Annotated in this window: 17 protein-coding genes; 11 read left to right on the top strand and 6 right to left on the bottom strand. The window is 65.0% G+C overall.

Features of this window, described 5'->3' with window-relative positions:
* Positions 1-3: 3 nt before the first annotated feature.
* Complete coding sequence (locus ABLE91_RS11590) at positions 4-1,245, bottom strand: LVIVD repeat-containing protein (protein WP_348930971.1); 1,242 nt, start codon at positions 1,243-1,245, stop codon at positions 4-6.
* 229 nt (positions 1,246-1,474) lie between these two features.
* Here ABLE91_RS11590 and ABLE91_RS11585 point away from each other — a divergent pair, with 229 nt between their 5' ends.
* The 5 genes from ABLE91_RS11585 to ABLE91_RS11565 all read left to right on the top strand — a co-directional run bounded on the left by ABLE91_RS11585 (position 1,475) and on the right by ABLE91_RS11565 (position 6,092).
* Positions 1,475-2,248, top strand: coding sequence for an FCD domain-containing protein (locus ABLE91_RS11585; protein ID WP_348930970.1), 774 nt, complete (start codon positions 1,475-1,477; stop codon positions 2,246-2,248).
* Between the two features lie 376 nt (positions 2,249-2,624).
* Entirely contained in the window at positions 2,625-3,659 is a 1,035-nt protein-coding gene (locus ABLE91_RS11580) for an ABC transporter substrate-binding protein (protein WP_348930969.1), read from the top strand.
* Positions 3,656-4,474: an ABC transporter ATP-binding protein gene (locus ABLE91_RS11575; RefSeq protein WP_348930968.1), complete on the top strand. Its 819-nt coding sequence runs from the start codon at positions 3,656-3,658 to the stop codon at positions 4,472-4,474. Before ABLE91_RS11580 ends, ABLE91_RS11575 begins: the two co-directional genes overlap by 4 nt.
* Positions 4,474-5,229, top strand: coding sequence for an ABC transporter permease (locus ABLE91_RS11570; RefSeq protein WP_348930967.1), 756 nt, complete (start codon positions 4,474-4,476; stop codon positions 5,227-5,229). The genes ABLE91_RS11575 and ABLE91_RS11570 overlap by 1 nt, the downstream gene beginning before the upstream one ends.
* Entirely contained in the window at positions 5,226-6,092 is an 867-nt protein-coding gene (locus ABLE91_RS11565; protein WP_348930966.1) for an ABC transporter permease, read from the top strand. The genes ABLE91_RS11570 and ABLE91_RS11565 overlap by 4 nt, the downstream gene beginning before the upstream one ends.
* Positions 6,093-6,201: 109 nt before the next feature.
* Here the strand turns inward: ABLE91_RS11565 and ABLE91_RS11560 are convergent, their stop codons facing one another.
* Entirely contained in the window at positions 6,202-7,104 is a 903-nt protein-coding gene (locus ABLE91_RS11560; RefSeq protein ID WP_348930965.1) for a dihydrodipicolinate synthase family protein, read from the bottom strand.
* 170 nt (positions 7,105-7,274) lie between these two features.
* Between ABLE91_RS11560 and ABLE91_RS11555 the strand changes: the two genes are divergently transcribed.
* Genes ABLE91_RS11555 through ABLE91_RS11540 form a run of 4 tightly spaced genes read left to right on the top strand, consistent with a single transcriptional unit; the run spans position 7,275 to position 10,823 of the window.
* The gene (locus tag ABLE91_RS11555) at positions 7,275-7,940 is read left to right on the top strand and encodes a GntR family transcriptional regulator (RefSeq protein ID WP_348930964.1); all 666 of its coding nucleotides are present in this window, start codon (positions 7,275-7,277) and stop codon (positions 7,938-7,940) included.
* A 43-nt stretch (positions 7,941-7,983) separates the two neighbouring features.
* Positions 7,984-8,490, top strand: a complete 507-nt coding sequence (locus ABLE91_RS11550) for a TRAP transporter small permease (protein WP_348930963.1) — start codon at positions 7,984-7,986, stop codon at positions 8,488-8,490.
* Positions 8,491-8,505: 15 nt separating this feature from the next.
* A complete protein-coding gene (locus ABLE91_RS11545; protein ID WP_348930962.1) occupies positions 8,506-9,774 on the top strand; it encodes a TRAP transporter large permease in 1,269 nt (422 codons plus the stop codon).
* 56 nt (positions 9,775-9,830) lie between these two features.
* Positions 9,831-10,823, top strand: a complete 993-nt coding sequence (locus tag ABLE91_RS11540; RefSeq protein ID WP_348930961.1) for a TRAP transporter substrate-binding protein — start codon at positions 9,831-9,833, stop codon at positions 10,821-10,823.
* A 281-nt stretch (positions 10,824-11,104) separates the two neighbouring features.
* On the opposite strand, the gene ABLE91_RS11535 is transcribed toward ABLE91_RS11540, so the two are convergent.
* From ABLE91_RS11535 to ABLE91_RS11525, 3 genes are all read right to left on the bottom strand, one after another.
* Positions 11,105-11,869, bottom strand: a complete 765-nt coding sequence (locus ABLE91_RS11535) for an SDR family NAD(P)-dependent oxidoreductase (RefSeq protein ID WP_348930960.1) — start codon at positions 11,867-11,869, stop codon at positions 11,105-11,107.
* 202 nt (positions 11,870-12,071) lie between these two features.
* Positions 12,072-13,379 (bottom strand): histidinol dehydrogenase, encoded by a 1,308-nt coding sequence (hisD, locus tag ABLE91_RS11530; protein WP_348930959.1) that lies wholly within the window; start codon positions 13,377-13,379, stop codon positions 12,072-12,074.
* A 16-nt stretch (positions 13,380-13,395) separates the two neighbouring features.
* Complete coding sequence (locus tag ABLE91_RS11525) at positions 13,396-14,346, bottom strand: cyclase family protein (protein ID WP_348930958.1); 951 nt, start codon at positions 14,344-14,346, stop codon at positions 13,396-13,398.
* A 188-nt stretch (positions 14,347-14,534) separates the two neighbouring features.
* On the opposite strand from ABLE91_RS11525, the gene ABLE91_RS11520 reads away from it, so the two are divergent.
* The gene (locus ABLE91_RS11520; RefSeq protein WP_348930957.1) at positions 14,535-15,257 is read left to right on the top strand and encodes a TetR/AcrR family transcriptional regulator; all 723 of its coding nucleotides are present in this window, start codon (positions 14,535-14,537) and stop codon (positions 15,255-15,257) included.
* A 177-nt stretch (positions 15,258-15,434) separates the two neighbouring features.
* Here the strand turns inward: ABLE91_RS11520 and ABLE91_RS11515 are convergent, their stop codons facing one another.
* A complete protein-coding gene (locus ABLE91_RS11515) occupies positions 15,435-16,334 on the bottom strand; it encodes an NAD(P)-dependent oxidoreductase (RefSeq protein ID WP_348930956.1) in 900 nt (299 codons plus the stop codon).
* A 256-nt stretch (positions 16,335-16,590) separates the two neighbouring features.
* Between ABLE91_RS11515 and ABLE91_RS11510 the strand changes: the two genes are divergently transcribed.
* Positions 16,591-17,127 carry a carboxymuconolactone decarboxylase family protein gene (locus ABLE91_RS11510; protein WP_348930955.1) on the top strand — a complete coding sequence of 179 codons (537 nt, stop codon included), beginning with the start codon at positions 16,591-16,593 and terminating at the stop codon, positions 17,125-17,127.
* Positions 17,128-17,144 lie beyond the last annotated feature (17 nt).

The raw sequence follows: 17,144 nt of genomic DNA, 5'->3' as shown, positions 1-17,144 counted from the left end.
TCCTCAGAAGTCCATTTCGAGGATGTAGAGGCCGCCCGTGTGGCGATCCACCGTGTAGACGATGCCGCGCTCGTCCACGAACACGTCGTTGATCTGCACCGCGCCCACGGGGGAAAGCTTCGGCGCCGGCGGCACGAAATGCCCGATCTCCACCGGCTGGTAGGGATTGGAGATGTCGTAGGCGCGCAGGCCGCCATTGAAGAAGGTGCCGATGATCACCTCTTCGGAATACCAGGAGGTGGGCAGCGGCACGTTCTCGTGCAGGTTATGGGCGCCCACGCGCCCGCCCCGGCCGGCATAGACGTCGCGCTGGAGCGGCGGGCAGGTGGCGATGGGAACGGGGTTCTTCTCGTCGCGCCCGTCGAGGATCCAGATGAGCTTCGGCCAGTCCTCGCCGCCGTCGATGACGGATTCGTCGGTGACCACATAGAGCTCGCGGTTGAACAGCGGCAGGATGGTGTGCGTGAAGCCCCAGTAAGGCGGGGAATTGTCCCAGCGCGACACCGGCTTCGGACGGCTCTTGTCGGAGATGTCCATGATGATCATCCCGGCGTCGAGATAGCCGAGATAGCAGCGGTCCGGGCGCTGGGGGTAGACGTTGGTGTTGTGGGCGCGGAAGCCGTAATCCTTGCCCGCCTCGTGGCGCACCGGCGGGGCGTCCGTGTCGCCCTCGCGGGTGCCGGGCAGCCACCAGCGCCCGACTTCCGTGGGCTTGGAGGGGTTCTTCACGTCGATGATGCGGTAGAACTGGTCGTCCTTAGGATTGCGCGCAGCGAAGTCCGGCGCGCCGGCGGCCATGTGGACATACTCGCCGTCGCAGAACCAGAGCTGGTGCACGCCGCGCGAGGTGGGGCCGGAACAGTCGAGGAAGGAGATGGAGCGGGGATTCTCGGGCACCGAGATATCGAACAGCTCCAGGCCCGCCGGCTGCTGGCCGGCCTTCTGGGTCTGGTAGGCCACCGCCATGATGTCGCCGGTCACTTCCAGCGAGTTGGAGCGCATGTGCGGCTGGGGCAGGTCGGTCTGCACCACCATCTTGGGGTTCTTGGGGTCGGTGACGTCGAGGCCGGTGAAGTTCTTGGGTGCGCTCTCGTGGGCCAGCCACAGGATGCGCCGGCCGTCCTTGGCGATCTGGATGGACATGCCCTCGCCCATGCCGCCGAAGCCGCCCATGTCGTGCTGGGTGATGAGCTTGAAGTTGCGGATGGTCCCCTGCTCGTCGGCGCGGTCCTTGGTCTCCAGCATGATCGATCCTCGCTGTTGGGACGGCCCTCATGGCCACCCGTAGAACTACCGTTACGTAAAAACAGCGGGTTGATCCCGCGCTCCGAGTGGAGTTCTCTCAAGTCGCGGGCGTTCTATCAAGATAGGTTTGTAAGAAATTTTTGACGTGCGCGACGAAACTCGTACATTTGCGGGTAATGTATCAATCAGCCCGTGCGTTTCCCCGCCCGGCATCTCGAACGGAGCCCCCATGGAGAAAGCGAAGGCGAAGGCTACCGGCACCCGCAAGGCGCCCGCTTCCGCCATGGTGCTCGTCGACACGCCCAAGGATGCGGACGTCAAGACCATCGGCGAGGGGGCCTATGCCAAGCTCCGCTCGGACCTGATCGCCGGGCGCATCGCACCGGGCACGCGCCTGCCCTTCCGCCAGCTCTCGGCACGCTACAAGGTGGGCATCGGCCCCCTGCGCGAAGCCCTGGTGCGCCTGTCTTCCGAGCATCTGGTGGCATTCGAGGGCCAGCGCGGCTTCATGGCCGCGCCCCTCTCCATGGACGATCTCAACGATCTCTGCGGCCTGCGCATCGACCTATCCTGCCGCGCCTTGCGCGATTCCATCGAGCGGGGCGGCGAGGACTGGGAGGACGAGATTCTCGTGGCGCTGCACCGCATGGAGCGCAGCCCCCTGCCCACCTCATTCGACGACGACGATTCCATCGACGAATGGGAGCGGCGCCACGACCGCTTCCACACCAGCCTCATCGCGGCCTGCGGGTCGCGCTGGCTGTTGCATTTCTGCGCCACGCTCTCGGACCAGTTCCAGCGCTATCGCCGCTTCACCGTGCTGCGCATGGCCCAGTCCTATTCGCTGTTCGATGCCGTGCGCAGCCAGCACCGCGCCATGGCCGAGGCCGCGCTGGAACGGCGCGCGGACGATGCGGTGGCCATGCTGAAGACCCATTACGAGGGGAGCCTGACCAACGTGACGGAGCAGATGGAAAGCTTCGTCAATCGTAGGCGTGCGTAGGAGCCGGTTCGGCTGGAAAAGCCGTCATGGCCGGGCTTGTCCCGGCCATCCACGGGGTTCCGCTGGGTACAGCTTAAGGGAGAGACGTGGATGCCCGGGACAAGCCCGGGCATGACGGTTTTCCTGGCTGGAGCCAGCCGCATCGGCCTTTGATGCTCACTTAATGATCAGTCGCTCACTTAGCAGTTGACAGCGGAAATTCAGAACGAGAAGATCATAGCCGAACGAACCGCAAAATTTCTAACATCCTAACCAAGCGCGAACGCCAGCGCGCCAAGACCCAAGATCGACGGACCGGCTGAAGCGGCGTCGCCTCCGGTCCGCCTAACGTTTCGACCGCCGATCCACGGCGGCGAAAAGCATAAGGGAGGACAATATGAGGGCGCTTCTCGGGCGGATGGCCCGCTTTGGTGTTATTGCTGCCGGCGTGGTCGCCGCGACCTCCGCCTTCGCCGCGGACCCGGTCAAGATCCGCATCGGCTGGTCCACCATGCCGGGGCACATGATCCCGGTGCTCTATGCAAATCCTTCGATCCTGAAGCATTACGGCAAGAGCTACACGGTCGAGCCGATCCTGTTCCGCGGCTCCACCCCGCAGATCACCGCCATGGCGGCGGGCGAGATCGACATGGCGGCTTTCTCGGCGACTGCCCTCGCGCTCGCCGTCACCAATGCCGGCCTCGACGTGAAGGTGGTGGCGGACATCATCCAGGACGGCGTGGACGACTGGCATTCCGACACCTTCCTGGTGCGCACCGACAGCGGCATCAACAAGCCCGAGGACCTGAAGGGCAAGCGCATCGCCACCAATGCCATCGGCTCGGCCTCCGACACCGGCATGCGGGTGCTGCTGCTCAATAAGGGCCTGATCGACAAGCGCGACTACACCTCCATCGAGGTGGCCTTCCCCAACATCCCGGCCATGATCGAGGAGGGCAAGGTGGACATGGGCATGGTGGTGCAGCCCATGTCGGACCAGCTGGTGAAGTCGGGCAAGTTCAAGGTGCTCTACACCATCAAGGATTCGGTCGGCCCGTCCGAGCTGGTCTTCCTCGCCGCCCGCGCCGACTTCCTCGCCAAGAACAAGCAGGCGCTCGCCGACTTCTTCGAGGACCACGTGACGGCCATGCGCTGGTTCATGGACCCCAAGAACAAGCAGGAAGCCAACGCGATCCTCTCGAAGTTCATGAAGCAGCCGCCGGAGAACTTCAATTACATGTTCACCAAGGCGGACTACTTCCGCGATCCGTATCTCGTCCCCAACGTGAAGAACATCCAGACCATGCTGGATGCCTCGGTGAAGGCGGGCGCGCTGCCGGCGCCGTTCACCGTGGCGCCGAAATATGTGGACCTGACCTTCATCGAAGACGCCAAGAAGCGCGTCCAGGCCAACGAGGGCAAGAGCCAATGAGCGGCGTTCACCAGCCGGCCGCCGGCGGCATCGGGATCGAAATCCGCGATGTCAGCCACCATTATGGCGGCCGCAATGGCCAGGGCGGCGTCACCGCCCTGGACCATATCAACCTCGATATCCGCCCCAACGAGTTCCACTGCCTCCTCGGCCCCTCGGGCTGCGGCAAGAGCACCCTGCTCTATCTCATCGGCGGCTTCATCCCCGTGCAGTCCGGCGTCATCGAGACGTCGCGCGGCAAGGTGACGGGGCCGAGCCCGGAGCGGGGGATCGTGTTCCAGAACTTCGCCCTCTTCCCCTGGAAGACGGTGCTCCAGAACACGCTCTACGGGCTGGAGAAACTGGGTCTTCCCAAGAAGGAGCGGGAGGAGAAGGCCAAGCACTTCATCGACCTCGTCCATCTCTCTGGCTTCGAGAACGCCTATCCCTCCCAGCTCTCCGGCGGCATGCAGCAGCGCGCCGCCATCGCCCGCACGCTGGCGGTGGATCCGGAGATCCTGCTCATGGACGAGCCCTTCGGCGCGCTGGACGCGCAGACGCGGCGCGTGATGCAGGAGGAATTGCGCTCCATCTTCGAGCGCACCCGCAAGACCGTGGTGTTCGTGACCCACGACGTGCAGGAGGCGGTGTTCCTCGCCGACCGCATCTCCATCATGAGCGCCCGCCCAGGCCGCATGCAGCATGTGCTGGACGTGTCCGTGGACCGCTCCGGCGGCGAAGAGGTGATGAAGCGGCCGGAATTCGTGGAGATCGGCGAGCACATCTGGGGCCTCGTGCGCGACCAGGCCATCGCCGCAACACGGGGGGCGCACTGATGGGCGCCACCCTCAACGTTCTCTGGCGCTATTCGCCGCTCCTCATCTGCCTTGTCCTGTGGGAAATCGTGGCAACGGCCGGCCCCTTCGCCAACCAGCTTTTACCCGATGTGAAGCAGGTGGCCGTGGCCTTCTGGGGCCTGATCCAGGATGGCGAGATCATCCAGCATGGCGCACGCTCGCTCTATCGCGCGGCGGTGGGCTTCGGCCTCGCCGTGGTGGTGGGGTCGGCGGCGGGCCTGCTCATGGCGAGCTTCCGCCCCGTGCGGCTCCTCGTGAACCCCATCGTCCAGATCTTCTACCCCATGCCGAAATCGGCGCTCATCCCAGTCATGATGATCTGGTTCGGCCTCGGCGACATGTCGAAGATCGTGCTGATCTTCATCGGCTGCCTGCTGCCGGTGATCATTTCCTCCTATAACGGCGCGCGGGGCGTGAACCCGTTCCTCCTCTGGTCAGCCCGGAGCCTCGGCGCCTCGGCGGCATCGACCCTTGTCCAGGTGACGCTGCCCGCGGCCATGCCGGAGATCCTGAACGGCATCCGCACGGCGCTCGCCTTCGCCTTCATCCTCATGGTCTCGTCCGAATTCGTGATCGCCAAGGATGGCTTCGGCTACCTCATCAGCCAGCTGGGCGACGGTGGGGCCTATGCCGCCATGTTCGCCGTCATCTTCGTGGTGGCTGCCGTGGGGTTCACCGCCGACCGCCTCTACGGCGCATTCGTCCGCCACCAGCTGCGCTGGAGAGAGCCATGAACCGCACCGCCTCTCCCACCATTCCCGCACCGCGCACGGCGGGGCGCGCCTCCCCCGGCCCCGGCTCGCCTTTGGCGGGCGCCTGGCGCGCGGTCTATCGCCGCCTCACCAGCGACACCGCGATCCAGTTCCTCGTCATCGCGGTGCTGCTGATCGCCTGGGAGACGGTGACGCGGCTCGGCCTCGTCCATCCGTTCCTGCTGCCGCGCTTCTCGGCCATCATCGAGCGCATCTTCAACAATGTGGTGGCCGGCAAGGTCTTCATGGACCTCGGCCTCACCCTCTACCGGGCGGCGACGGGCTTCTTCATCGGCGTCATCATCGCCATCCCGCTGGGCGTGCTCATGGCGCGCAACGCGACGGTGCGCTGGTTCTTCGACCCACTGATCTCCATCGGCTTTCCCATGCCGAAGATCTCGTTCCTGCCCATCTTCATCCTGTGGTTCGGCATCTTCGACACCTCGAAGATCGTGATGATCGCCTTCTCCTGCTTCTTCCCTGTCGTCACCGCCACCTATGCGGCGACGCTGGGGGTGGACAAATGGGTCATCTGGTCCGCCCGCTCCTTCGGCGCCACGGAGAACCAGGTGCTGCGGGAAGTGGTGTTGCCCATGGCGCTGCCGCAGATCATGACCGGCATCCAGATCGCCGTGCCCGTGGGCCTCATCACCACGGTGGTGACCGAGATGCTCATGGGCGGGCCGGGCATTGGCGGCAGCATGATGGCGGCGGGGCGCTTCGCGGATTCCGTGGGCGTGTTCGCCGGCATCGTGGAGATCGCGCTGCTGGGCGCCGTGGTGGTGAAGGGCGTCGAGCGGCTCCGGGCCTACCTGCTGCGCTGGCACACTGAGGCGCGGCACTGAGGGGCCATCCTCACGAGCCGTCATCCCCGGGCTCGACCCGGGGATCTCCCGCGGAAGAAGGCGGCACGAGATGGCCGGGTCAAGCCCGGCCATGACGCCTGACAGAGGCTCAAGCCGCCTTGCGGCCCTTCAGCTGCGCGATGGCATCGAGGATCACAGCGCTCACATGCGCGCGTTCCTCGCCTTCCAGCGGCAGGCGCGGGGCGCGGCACCATTCGGGCGCGCCATAGACGTGGTGCTCCGCCAGCTTGATGTACTGAACCAGCTTCACATGGGTATCGAGGTGGAAGGCCGGGGTCAGCAGCCGGTAGAGCGGGCGCGCCTCCTCGAAGCGGCCGGCGAAGCAGAGATTGAAGAGCTGCACGCATTCCGCCGGCCACGCATTGGTCATGCCTGATACCCAGCCGGTGACGCCGAGGGCCGCGCTCTCCAGGATCAGGTCATCCACGCCGCAGAAGACGGCGAAGCGGTCGCCGCAGGCATTGTAGATGTCGGTGACCCGGCGGATGTCGCCACTCTCCTCCTTGATGCAGACAATCTCCGGCGTATCCGCCAGCTGTTCCAGGATGTCCGGCGTCGCGTCCACCCCGTACGCGATGGGGTTGTTGTAGATCATGATGGGCAGGCCGGAGGCCGCCGCCAGATCCTTGTACCATTGGACGGTTTCGCGCTTGTCGCTCTTATAGGCGATGGACGGGAAGGCCATGAGCCCCTCGGCGCCCAGCTTCTCATAGGCCCGCGCAGAGTCCGCCGCCGCCTTGGACGAGACCTCAGCAAGTCCGCTCAGCATGGGAACGCGGCCGTTCACCGCTTCCTTCGCTGCGGTCAGCACCTGCGCACGCTCGTCCATGGAGAGGGAGGCGTTCTCGCCCAGCATGGGCAGCAGGATGACCCCGGACACGCCGTTGACGATCAGCCGGTCCACGCTGTGCTGAAGCGCGGGGAGGTCGAGCGACCCGTCCTGCTTCAGCTTCGTCGTCACCGCCGGAAATACGCCGCGCCAGATGGTCATGGGGCCTTGCCTCGGTTTAAAATTGAATACAATATTCGATCTAACATCGCACAGACGGAGCGACAAGGCTCCAAACTGCGCATTTTAACGCCAGGGAAGATCCAAAATCTGTGCTTGTAAGCCCGGCATCCGGCATGCACTGAATATCGTATTCAATTCTGGAGTATGCCGTGACGAAGGTGGGCAGACAGTCCCTCACCGACCAGATCGTGAGCCAAGTGCGCCAGCGGATCATTTCCGGCGAGCTCGCCGAAGGCACCCCGCTGCGCCAGGAGAAGCTGGCGGCCGAGCTGGGCGTCTCCCGCGTGCCGCTGCGCGAAGCCATCCGGCAGCTGGAGGCCGAGGGGCTGGTGGTCTCGGAGGTGCACAAGGGCACCGTGGTCTCTTCCCTCTCGCTCGCCGAGCTGGAGGAGATGTTCGAGATCCGCGTGCAGCTTGAGACCTGGCTGTTCGCCCTCGCCATCCCGAAGATGACCGAGGCGGATTTCGCTTTGGCGGACAGCATCATCACCGAGAGCGCCGCCAGCGATGTGGGCATGTGGGGCGAGTTCAACTGGCGCTTCCACTCGGCGCTCTACGCCGCGAGCGGCCGGACAATCGCGCTGAAGCTGCTGAAGACCGTCCACGACAACGCCAACCGCTACATCAACCTCCAGCTCGCCGTGGTGGCGGACGTGGAGCACGAGCTCGTGGACCACCGCAACCTCCTCGCCTTCGCCCGCCTGCGCGACGTGGAAGGCGGCGTGAAGCTGCTGCGCAAGCACATCGAGACCGTGGCCGAGAACCTCGTTGTGTCCATCGGCGAAAGCCGGAAATCACCCTCGAACGTGGCATGAGAAGAGGCGCGATGTGAGGACGCTGTTCAGGATCATAGACGGGATGAATCTCGTCCTGCGCCACGTGGTGGGGGCCATGCTGGGCGTGATGGTGATCACCGTCGCCATCCAGATCTGCGTCCGCTTCGTCCTCCCCCATCTCGGCATCATCGTCGCGGCCCCCTGGACCGAGGAGATGGCGCGCTATCTCATGGTGTGGGCCATCTTCCTCGGCGCCGCCGTGGCGACGCGCTCGGGCGCGCTCATCTGCATGGATTCAGTGCCGGACGCGCTCCCGGCGGGGCTCGGCCACGCCATCCGCACCCTCGCCCTTTTGATCACCATCGCCTTCTTCGGCCTGCTCATCTGGCTGGGCATCAAGTGGACGCAGTTCGGCCTCGCCGAGACCTCCACCGTCATGTCGCTCAAGATGGCCTGGGTCTATGCCTCCATGCCGCTGGGCGCGGCCTTCTCCATCATCAACCTCGTCGCGCTCCTCATCGAGCGCCGCCACGAGCGCCGCTCGGCGCAGGCGGCCCTCGCTGCGGAAGCCGCCGCCTCCATCGTCTGACCGGGGAACGAAGACATGGCCCTCCTCTTCGGCACCATGGCCCTCACCCTTGCTTTGTCGGTGCCGATCTTCGCCGTGATGGGAATCTCGGCGGTGGTGGCGCTCATGGAGCGCGGCATCAACCTTATCGCCGTGCCGCAGAACGTGTTCGAATCGCTGGATTCCTTCGCGCTCCTTGCCATCCCCTTCTATGTGCTCGCCGGCAACATCATGAAGGCGGGCGGCATCTCCAACCGGCTCATCGGGCTCGCCAGCGCGCTTCTGGGCTGGATCCGGGGCGGGGTGGGCGCGGCCGCCATCCTCACCTGCATGTTCTTCTCCACCATTTCCGGCTCCTCCTCCGCCACCACGGCGGCGGTAGGCTCCACCATGATCCCGGCCATGGTGCGCAAGGGCTATCCCAAGCGCTTCGCCGCCGCGACGGTGGCCGTGGGCGGGGAGCTTGGCGCCATCATCCCGCCCTCGCTGCCCATGGTGATCTACGGGCTCGTGGCGAACGTCTCCATCGGCGGCCTGTTCATCGCCGGCATCCTGCCGGGCATCTTCATCGGCCTCTCCCTCATCGCCACCATCTGCGTGGTGGCGAAGGTGCAGGATTTCGACAGCACCAAGCCGATCTCGCTGCGCGAGTGGGCGCGCGATGTCTGGGTGACGGGCAAAGAATCCCTGCTTGCTCTGCTCATGCCGGTGATCATTCTCGGCGGCATCTATACGGGCGCCTTCACCGCCACCGAGGCCTCCGTGGTGGCGGTGATCTACGGCTTCATCGTCGGGGTCTTCGTCTACCGGGAGATCACGCTCGGGGACATCGTCAAGATCCTCAACGACAGTGCTGTCATGACCGGCATGGTCATGCTCATCGTCGCCTTCGCGGCCCTGTTCGGCCACGCCATGACCATCAACCGCATCCCGCATTATTTCGGCGAGCTGGTGGCGCAGATCGCCAACGGACCGATCATGTTCATGCTGCTGGTGAACGTACTGCTGTTCGTTGTGGGCACCTTCATGGAGGCACTCGCCACCATCCTCATCCTCGGCCCCATCCTCGCGCCCATCGCGCTCAAGTATGGCATCGACCCCATACATTTCGGGTTGGTGATGATCGTCAACATCGCCATCGGCATGGTGACGCCGCCGGTGGCGGTGAACCTCAACATCGCCTCGGAAATCTCCGGCGTGACCATGGACGAGATGACGAAGCCCGTCCTCATCTTCCTCGCCGTCCTCACCATCGACGTCCTGATCATCAGCTACGTGCCGGCGCTCTCGCTGGCGCTGCTGTGACGGTCCGGACCGGAAGGAAAAGTTCAAATCCCCAATAAGAACCGACCAGAGAAGGAATGAACCTCATGTTGCGAAGCGCGCGAACCCTGATCTCCTCTGCCCTGCTGCTCGCCAGCACGGCCTTCGCCTCGGCCCAGACCATCGAACTGAATGCCGGCCACGTGCTCACCACCGCGAGCCACTATCACGCGGCGGCCGCCAAGCTCGCCGAGCTGGTGGCGGAGAAGTCCAAGGGCCAGATCAAGATCAACCTCTTCCCGGCCGCCCAGCTCGGCGGCGAGGTGAAGATGATCCAGTCCGTGCGCACGGGCACGCAGGACATCGTGGTCACCGGCGAGGCGCCGCTGGAGAATACGGTGAAGGACTACACCGTCTTCTCCTTCCCCTATCTGTTCTCGTCCGTGGACGACGCCAACAAGACCCTCCAGGGCCCCATCGGCAAGGAGATGCTGGAGCTGCTGCCGCAATACGGCATGGTGGGCCTCGGCTTCATCTCCGCGCTTGAGCGCAACGTGTTCACCAACGGCCGCGTCGTGAAGACCGCCGCCGACATGAAGGGCCTGAAGATCCGCGTCATCCCCGGCCCGGGTTACGTGACCGCCTATACGGCGCTGGGCGCGCAGCCCACCCCCATGGCCTATACCGAGCTTTACATGGCGCTCCAGAACGGCGCGGTGGATGCGGGCGAGAACTCGCCGGACCTGTTCCTGCAGGACCGCTTCATCGAAGTGTCGAAGACCTTCTCCTTCACCAAGATCATGTACATGCCGGCGCTGATCATCATCTCGAAGGCGAAGTTCGACTCGTTCACGCCAGAGCAGCAGAAGATCTTCCGCGAGGCGGCGGCGGAGGCCGTGAAGTTCGCCATCGACCATTACAAGAAGGATTATGCGGCGGCCATCGAGACCATGAAGGCGGGCGGCAAGGTGCAGATCATCGAGCCCGACCTCGCGAGCTTCCGCGCCACCGCGCCCGAGGTCTATGCGGCGCTGCTGAAGGAGTTCCCCCAGGCGAAGCCGTGGCTGGACAAGATCAAGGGCAGCCAGTGAGGCCCAATTGGAAAGACGTCATGCCAGGGCTCGACCCGGGCATCACGCGGGACGAAGAGAGATCCCCGGATCAAGTCCGGGGATGACGATCGTCGGGAAGACGTTTCCCGTTCCCCGCAAGACGGAACACTGTTGTATCCGGGTTCGAGCCTGGGTTGACGAAGCACTGGGAGGGAGCCTGTCGCGCCTGGCAAGGGCCCTGACATCCTTGCCAGTGCGACCTGCCCCCTCCCTCCCTTCCCCCGCAAGCGGGAGAGGGAATGGCGTGGCGCTCCCGCGCCTCACTCCGCCGTCCAGCCGCCGTCCACCACCAGGGACGAGCCCGTCATGAGCGCCGAGGCATCGCTCGCCAAAAAGACGACGGCGCCCATCAGATCCTCCACCTCGCCGATGCGCCCCAGCTTGATCATGTTGATCACGCTAGCGCGGAACTTCTCGTCCTCGAAGAAGGGCTTGGTCATGGGGGTCTGGATGAAGGTGGGCGCAAGCGTGTTCACCCGCACCTTGTGTGGCGCAAGCTCGATGGCCATGGCCTTCGAGAAGCCCTCCATGGCCCATTTGGACGCGCAATAGATGGAGCGGCGCGCGCTGCCCACATGGCCCATCTGGGACGAGATGTGGATGATGGAGCCGCCCTTCCCCGCCTTCACCATGCCCCGCGCGACCGTCTGGGCGACGAAATAGGCCGCGCGCACATTGATGCCCATGACGAGGTCGAAATCCTCGATCTTCACGTCGAGGAACGCGCTCGGCCGGTTGGTGCCGGCATTGTTGACGAGGATGTCGAAGGGCTCGACGGCGTCCAGCGCTGCCTGCATGCGCGGCAGGTCCGTGACGTCCAGTGAGAGCGCGCTTGCCTTGCCGCCTTCGGCGCGCAGCGCTGCGGCGGCGGCTTCCACCTCATCGAGGGTGCGGGCGGCGAGCGTCACGTCGGCGCCGGCCTGGGCGAGCGCCGCCGCCGCGCCAAGGCCGATGCCCCGGCCCGCGCCGGTGACGAGGGCGCGCTTTCCGGAAAGGTTGAAGCTTGGCGTCTTCGGCAGGTCCATGCCGCTCTCCTCTTCGCTCTTATGCGACTCGTTTTCGTTTAAGGCGCCTCCCCCTGAAAGGCCGTCATGGCCGGGCTTGTCCCGGCCATGACAGTGGCTCTCGTGGTTGCCGCCGACTGACTGCCCCGGCTCGGGCCGTGAAAAAGAAAAAGGGGCTCGCAGGCGCGAGCCCCAGGAGGTCACCCGTGATGCGAGGCCCGGCTCATTCGGCCGCGGTCGCGTAAGGGATGTTGCGCCCGCCATAGCGGCGCACGCGGATGTTGGCTTGCTCCGCATGGCCGGCGAAGCCTTCCAGCATGCACAGGCGCGAGCAATATTCCCCGATCATGGCCGAGGCCTCGTCGGTGAGCACCCGCTGGTAGGTGCAGGTCTTCAGGAATTTGCCCACCCACAGGCCGCCGGTATAGCGCGCCGACTTCAGGGTCGGGAGCGTGTGGTTGGTGCCGATCACCTTGTCGCCGAAGGAGACGTTGGTGCGCGGCCCCAGGAACAGGGCGCCGTAATTGGTCATGTTGTTGAGGAAATAGTCCGGGTCGCGGGTCATGACCTGGACATGCTCGGAGGCGATGCGGTCGGCCTCCTGCACCATCTCCTCATAGCTGTCGCAGACGATCACCTCGCCATAATCCTCCCACGCCTTGCGGGCGATCTCGGCGGTGGGAAGGATGGTGAGGAGGCGCTCCACCTCCGCCATGGTCTCCTTCGCCAGCTTCTCCGAATTGGTGAGGAGGATGGCGGGGGAGTTGGGGCCATGCTCGGCCTGGCCGAGGAGGTCGGTGGCGCAGAGCTCGCCGTCCACGCTGTCGTCGGCGATCACCAGGGTCTCGGTTGGACCGGCGAACAGGTCGATGCCCACGCGGCCGTAAAGCTGGCGCTTGGCCTCCGCCACGAAGGCGTTGCCGGGGCCCACCAGCATGTCCACCGGCTCGATGCTCTCAGTGCCGAGCGCCATGGCCCCCACCGCCTGGATGCCGCCGAGGCAGTAGATCACGTCGGCGCCGGCCAGATGCTGGGCGGCGACGATGGCGGGGGCCGGCTCGCCATGGAATGGCGGGGCGCAGGTGATGATGCGCTTTACCCCGGCCACCTTCGCCGTGATGACCGACATGTGGGCCGAGGCCAGCAACGGATACTTGCCGCCGGGCACGTAGCAGCCCACCGAGTTCACCGGGATGTTCTTGTGCCCGAGCACGATGCCGGGCAGCGTCTCCACCTCGATGTCCTTAAGGGCATTCTTCTGGTGCTGGGCGAAGTTACGAACCTGCTCCTGCGCAAAGCGGATGTCGTCCAGATCGCGCTTCTTGAGCTTGGACAGGCAGGACTCGATCTCCTGCTCGGAGAGGCGGTAATCCGCCCGGTCCCAGCCGTCGAACTTCACGGACAATTCGCGCACGGCGGCATCGCCCCGCGCCTCGATGTCGGCAAGGATGCCTTCCACCGTGGCGCGGACCTTCGCCTGGTCCTCGGCGCGCAAGGCGGCATCGCGGCCGCGCTTCAAAAACTTAGGCATCGGCGTGCCCTCCCGCTTACTTGATGGCCTGGGGATTGATGGGCGAACCCGCCGCCCCCGGCAGGTGCAAAGGCGGAGCGGTGAAGAAGAACTCATACACCTTGTCGGCGGCGCAGTCCTCCGCGAGCTCCTTCAGGTAGAAGATCTCGCCCATGGAGATGCCGATGGCGGGGATGACCACCCAGTGCCAGGGCTGGTTCGCCTCGTCGGTCTCGTTGGGGCGCACCTCGCAGCCCCAGGTGTCCGAGCAGATGGCCGCGATGTCGGTCTCGCGGATCCAGTAGGCGGTCTCGAAGGCGAAGCCGGGGGCGTTGCCGCCCGCATAGCCGCTCCAGTCCTTCTTCGCGAGGCAGCGCTCCTGGTGGCCGGTGCGCACAATGACGAAATCGCCCTTGCGGATCTCCACCTTCTGCGCGGCGGCAGTGTCCTTCAGGTCGGCAATGGTGATGGCATAGCCGTCGTCGAGGGAATCCACGCCCTTGAAGCGGGCGACATCCAGCAGCACGCCACGGCCCACCATCTTGTTGCGCACATGCTCGATGCCGAGCTTCTTCGCACCCTTCACGTCCACGAGCTTGGCGTCGTAGCCGTTGTACATCTTGTCATCGAGGAAGATGTGGCAGAGCGCATCCCACTGGGTGGAGGCCTGGCAGGGCATGTTGATGGCGTCGTCCGCATAGCGCAGATACGGCGCGGGGGTGTCCTGCACGCCGGCGGCGGCATCGGTGCCGGTGGCCAGCATGGTGTGGATGGGGTTCCAGCGGCCGCCGAACAGGCCGGACTGGATCGGCTCCTTCAGCGAGAGGCCCAGCGCGAAGGTCTTGCCCTTCTTGATGAGCTTGCCGGCATTGATCACGTCTTCCGGGGTGACGTTGTTGAGCGTGCCGATCTGGTCGTCGGCACCCCAGCGGCCCCAGTTGGAGAGCTTCTCCGCAGCTTCATAGATCGCGGCGCGGTTCACTTTCATTGGGCAGTCTCCCGGATTTTTATCGATCGATAAATACAGCATGGAGCAGGGCGCGCAAGAGGGCTTACGTGCGGTGCGCCATAGGTGCCGCTGTGCAGCATGGAAAGCTGATGGAGCGCAAACATTAGGGTCGCCGGGGGGCGTATGGTCGCTTATGAAGGAAGACTGACAGATGACATGAGGCAGGTATGACCCGCGCGGCGGAAAGCCGGAAAGCGGCGCCGGAGACCCCGGCGGAACGGACACCGCGCAAGACCGCAACGACCCAACCGGCCCACAAGCCGGCGCCCAAGCGGCGCCTTTCGGCGGCCGACCGGCGGCGCGAGATCCTTGCGAAGTCCATCGAATATTTCGCCCGCGTCGGCTTCGACGGCGGCACGCGGGAACTGGCGCGCCATCTCGGCACCACGCAGCCTTTGCTCTATCGCTACTTCCCCAACAAGGAAGCCCTGATCCAGGAGATCTACAAGGTCGTCTACCTGGACCAGTGGAAGCCGAGCTGGGACACGCTGCTCACCGACCGGACCCGGCCGCTGCGCGAGCGGCTGCAGACCTTCTACGAGGAATATACCGACGCCATCCTGAACCCCCAATGGATGCGCATCTATTTCTTCGCCGGCCTGAAGGGGGTCTCCATCAACGAGCGCTACCTGGCGCTGGTGGAGGAGCGCATCCTGTCGCGCATCGTGCGCGAGTTCCAGAGCGAATGCGGGATCGAGCCGCCGGAGGTGCTGGACCCGCACGATCTGGAAGTGGCGTGGGACCTTCAGGGCGGCATCTTCTATTACGGCGTGCGGCGCTACGTGTACCGAACCCCGGTCCATCTGGCGAAGAACGACATGATCACCCGGGTGCTCGATGTGTTCTTCGCCGGATACAAGGCGGTGCTGGAGAAGCGGCTCAGAGGTTAGACGCGGCGCTTATACACTGCCGCCTCAAGGAACAGCCGTCATGGCCGGGATTGTCCCGGCCATCCACGGGGTGCCGCTGGGTGTTGCTTAAGGGAGAGGCGTGGATGCCCGGGACAAGCCCGGGCATGACGGTGTGTAAGGCGGGCGCGGGCCTCTGAAACTGCCGCCTCCCATTCCTCACTTCTTCTGCGTCATTTCCTTCAGCACGGCATAGAGCGCCGCCGTGTCATCGGCGTCGCGGCCAGCGGCGAGCGCGGCCACATAGAAGGGCACGCTCGCGGCCATCAGCGGGGTCGGCGTGCGGATGTCTCGGGCGAACTCGGTGATGAGGGTGAGGTCCTTCATGTAGACGTCCATCTTCATGGTCGCCGGCTGGTAGCGCTCCTCGATCATCATGGGCCCGCGCACCTCGAACATACGGGAATTGCCCGCGCCGTCACGGATGGCATCGAACACCATGTTGAGGTCGAGGCCGGATTGCTCGGCCATGAGCAGCGCCTCGGCGGTGGCGAGGTTGTGGATGGTCACGAGGAGGTTCGCCACGAACTTCAGCTTGATGCCCGCGCCGAACGCGCCGACATAGCGGGTGTTGCGGGCAAAGCCGTCGAACACCGGGCGAATGCGGGTGGCGGCCGCCTCATCGCCCGAGGCATAGACCACGAGGTCGCGCACCGCCGCCTGGGCACCCGTGCCGGAAACCGGGCAGTCGAGCACCGGCACGCCCTTCGGCTCGAACAGCTTCAGTACATAGTCCTTGGCGTACATGGGCAGGGTGCCCATCTCGCACACCACCGTCCCGGAGCGGATGGAGTGGATCATCCCGCTCTCGCCGCCGCAGGCGGACTTCAGCGCATCCACGGAGGCGAGCGCGATGAGGATAACGTCGGCCTTGGCCGCCAGCTCCTTGGGCGAGGCCGCGATTTCGCCGCCCTGTTCCTTCAGCGCCTTCAGCGGCGCCTCCGCCACGTCGAAGCCGATGACCGGGAAGCCCGCCTCGCGCAGGTTGCGCGCATAGGACGAACCCATGATGCCGAGGCCGACAACGCCGACGGTGGGGCGTTCGGAAGTGCCGCTCATGATTGTCTCCTCCGCGCCCCGGGCCGTCGTGCGGCACCTTATGAAGGCGCACCTTGATTAGCTGTGGCGGGGGCTGAGCCCTCGTGAATGGGCCATAATTGACAAGCCGAGGCCGAGCAAGAATTATCGAGCGATAAACAGAAAAAATGCCGCCGTCCCACGGGGCAGTGATAAGGGTTTTGGCGCACACCGCACCCGCCCGCCGCCTGGCGGTTCACCCCCATGCCGACGACGCATCTTCGGGAAGGAATTCCGCGTGACCAAGCGCTTCAGGGAACTGGAACCGGCCGAACTCAGCCCGGCCCAGAAGGCGGTCTTCGATGCCATCGCCTCCGGCCCCCGCAAGACCGTGCCCTATATCTACCACCTGCTTCTTGGCAGCGCGGAGCTGGCGGAGAAATCGCAGGCGCTGGGCGTGTTCTGCCGCTATGGCACCGAATTCACGCCGCGCCTCTCCGAGCTTGCGATCCTGGTGGTGGCCCGGCACTGGGACGCCACCTATGAGTGGTCGGTGCATGTGCACGAAGCGCGCAGGGCCGGCCTGCCGGAGAGCGTGATCGCCGCGCTGGAGACGGACGAAGTGCCGGTGTTCGAGGATGCGGACGATGAACTCGTCTATGCCTTCGCCAGCACCTATTTCGCCAAGAACGACGTGCCCGACGACCTCTTCGCGGCGGCCGAGGCGCGCTTCGGCAAGAAGGCGGTGGTCGAGCTGGCAGGGCTGCTCGGCTATTATTCCATGCTGGCCATCTGCCTGCGCATCTACCGCGTCCCGCCGCAGGGCGAGGCGTGATCATTCACGACATCTTG

This window comes from Aquabacter albus, assembly GCF_040049275.1.
In the GTDB taxonomy this organism is placed as follows: Bacteria; Pseudomonadota; Alphaproteobacteria; order Rhizobiales; family Xanthobacteraceae; genus Aquabacter.
This window is presented reverse-complemented; position numbering and strand designations above follow the sequence as displayed.

What these genes read in the sequence shown, in the direction of transcription:
- ABLE91_RS11580 (WP_348930969.1), top strand. Translation starts at nt 2,625, where the DNA reads ATGAGGGCGCTTCTCGGGCGGATGGCCCGCTTTGGTGTTATTGCTGCC.
- ABLE91_RS11535 (WP_348930960.1), bottom strand. Translation starts at nt 11,869, where the DNA reads ATGGACCTGCCGAAGACGCCAAGCTTCAACCTTTCCGGAAAGCGCGCC.
- ABLE91_RS11575 (WP_348930968.1), top strand. Translation starts at nt 3,656, where the DNA reads ATGAGCGGCGTTCACCAGCCGGCCGCCGGCGGCATCGGGATCGAAATC.
- ABLE91_RS11520 (WP_348930957.1), top strand. Translation starts at nt 14,535, where the DNA reads ATGACCCGCGCGGCGGAAAGCCGGAAAGCGGCGCCGGAGACCCCGGCG.
- ABLE91_RS11585 (WP_348930970.1), top strand. Translation starts at nt 1,475, where the DNA reads ATGGAGAAAGCGAAGGCGAAGGCTACCGGCACCCGCAAGGCGCCCGCT.
- ABLE91_RS11590 (WP_348930971.1), bottom strand. Translation starts at nt 1,245, where the DNA reads ATGCTGGAGACCAAGGACCGCGCCGACGAGCAGGGGACCATCCGCAAC.
- ABLE91_RS11550 (WP_348930963.1), top strand. Translation starts at nt 7,984, where the DNA reads ATGAATCTCGTCCTGCGCCACGTGGTGGGGGCCATGCTGGGCGTGATG.
- ABLE91_RS11515 (WP_348930956.1), bottom strand. Translation starts at nt 16,334, where the DNA reads ATGAGCGGCACTTCCGAACGCCCCACCGTCGGCGTTGTCGGCCTCGGC.
- hisD (WP_348930959.1), bottom strand. Translation starts at nt 13,379, where the DNA reads ATGCCTAAGTTTTTGAAGCGCGGCCGCGATGCCGCCTTGCGCGCCGAG.
- ABLE91_RS11565 (WP_348930966.1), top strand. Translation starts at nt 5,226, where the DNA reads ATGAACCGCACCGCCTCTCCCACCATTCCCGCACCGCGCACGGCGGGG.
- ABLE91_RS11545 (WP_348930962.1), top strand. Translation starts at nt 8,506, where the DNA reads ATGGCCCTCCTCTTCGGCACCATGGCCCTCACCCTTGCTTTGTCGGTG.
- ABLE91_RS11570 (WP_348930967.1), top strand. Translation starts at nt 4,474, where the DNA reads ATGGGCGCCACCCTCAACGTTCTCTGGCGCTATTCGCCGCTCCTCATC.
- ABLE91_RS11525 (WP_348930958.1), bottom strand. Translation starts at nt 14,346, where the DNA reads ATGAAAGTGAACCGCGCCGCGATCTATGAAGCTGCGGAGAAGCTCTCC.
- ABLE91_RS11540 (WP_348930961.1), top strand. Translation starts at nt 9,831, where the DNA reads ATGAACCTCATGTTGCGAAGCGCGCGAACCCTGATCTCCTCTGCCCTG.
- ABLE91_RS11560 (WP_348930965.1), bottom strand. Translation starts at nt 7,104, where the DNA reads ATGACCATCTGGCGCGGCGTATTTCCGGCGGTGACGACGAAGCTGAAG.